The organism is Pseudomonas sp. Sample_9, assembly GCF_004307535.1.
GTDB classification, from domain to species: domain Bacteria; phylum Pseudomonadota; class Gammaproteobacteria; order Pseudomonadales; family Pseudomonadaceae; genus Aquipseudomonas; species Aquipseudomonas mercuritolerans.
In genome coordinates this window covers 1-1,667 of record NZ_RAZO01000251.1, presented here as the reverse complement: position 1 = coordinate 1,667, position 1,667 = coordinate 1, and the positions used below count along the sequence as shown (strand labels likewise).

Below are 1,667 nucleotides of genomic sequence, written 5' to 3'. Positions count from 1 at the left end.
AATACGTGATCGAGCGTGCCGCCGTCGGCCACCGCTGGCGCAACCCGATCTGGCGTCATGCCGATGGCAGCTTTGCCGAGTGGTGAGTACTGCCTGACACACCACCAATCCCTTGTGGGAGCGAGCTTGCTCGCGAATGCGGCAGGTCAGTCACATCGATGCCGGATGTGCCGCCGTCTTCGCGAGCAAGCTCGCTCCCACAGGATTCTGTTCAAGTCTCAAGACTGTCCTCAAACAAACATAAAAAGAGGCATCTCTCATGCAAACGCACACCCTCTCCGGGCAGGCGTCTTTAGTCACGCCTAGCCGCAAGCGATTTTTCATCATGGTGTTGCTGTTCATCACCGTGGTCATCAACTACCTCGACCGCAGCAATCTGTCGATTGCCGCGCCGGCGCTGACCAGTGAGCTGGGCATCGATCCGGTACACGTCGGTCTGATCTTCTCCGCCTTCGGCTGGACTTACGCCGCGATGCAGATCCCCGGCGGCTGGCTGGTCGATCGCGTGCCGCCGCGCATCCTTTATAGCGTCGCGCTGCTGCTGTGGTCGGTGGCCACGGTGATGCTCGGTTTCGTCAGCAGCTTCATCGCCCTGTTCGTGCTGCGCATGGCCGTCGGTGCGCTGGAGGCGCCGGCCTATCCGATCAACAGCCGCGTGGTCACCACCTGGTTCCCTGAGCGCGAGCGAGCCACGGCGATCGGTTTCTACACTTCCGGACAGTTTGTCGGTCTGGCTTTCCTGACCCCGGTGCTGGCATGGCTGCAACATGAATTCGGCTGGCACATGGTGTTCGTCGCCACCGGCGCGGTGGGCATTCTCTGGGCGCTGATCTGGTACGCGGTGTATCGCGAGCCGCGCGATTTCAAAGGCACTAACGAGGCGGAAATCGACCTGATCCGCGAAGGCGGCGGGCTGGTCGATATCCAGGCCGAGGCGGCCAAGGTCAAAGCCAAATTCAGCTGGACCGATCTGGGCATCGTCCTCAGCAAGCGCAAGTTGTGGGGCATCTACCTCGGCCAGTTCTGCCTGAACTCGACGCTGTGGTTTTTCCTCACCTGGTTTCCGACCTATCTGGTGAAATATCGCGGCATGGACTTCATCAAGTCCGGTCTGCTCGCATCGCTGCCATTTCTTGCCGCGTTCGTCGGCGTGTTGTGCTCGGGATTCTTTTCCGACTTCCTGATCCGGCGCGGCTACACCGTGGGCTTCGCGCGCAAACTGCCGATCATTGGCGGGCTGCTGATTTCGACTTCGATCATCGGCGCCAACTTTGTCGAGTCGACGCCGCTGGTGATTGCCTTCCTCGCCCTGGCATTTTTTGGCAACGGTCTGGCGTCGATCACCTGGTCGCTGGTGTCGACGCTGGCACCGGCGCGGTTGCTCGGTCTGACCGGTGGCGTGTTCAACTTCATCGGCAATCTTTCGGCGATCGCTACGCCGATCGTGATCGGCTTCCTCGCCAGCGGCGATTCGTTCGCTCCGGCGATCACCTACATCGCCGTGCTCGCACTGGTCGGTGCCTTGTCCTACGTGCTGCTGGTCGGCAAGGTCGAGCGTATCGAGTTGTAGTGCTCAGTCTCGGGCGACCATAATGCCGCCCGTTCCTTCGCTCAACGGTAAAAGGCTGGATATGCAGGAAGACGCCCCGGAAAAAACCAAGGACGCC

Annotated in this window: 1 protein-coding gene; it reads left to right on the top strand. The window is 60.7% G+C overall.

All coding sequences use genetic code 11. From position 1 onward, the window contains the following. Nucleotides 1-259: 259 nt before the first annotated feature. Nucleotides 260-1,570 carry an MFS transporter gene (locus tag D6877_RS14360; RefSeq protein WP_130911224.1) on the top strand — a complete coding sequence of 437 codons (1,311 nt, stop codon included), beginning with the start codon at nucleotides 260-262 and terminating at the stop codon, nucleotides 1,568-1,570. The last annotated feature ends 97 nt before the right edge of the window (nucleotides 1,571-1,667 follow it).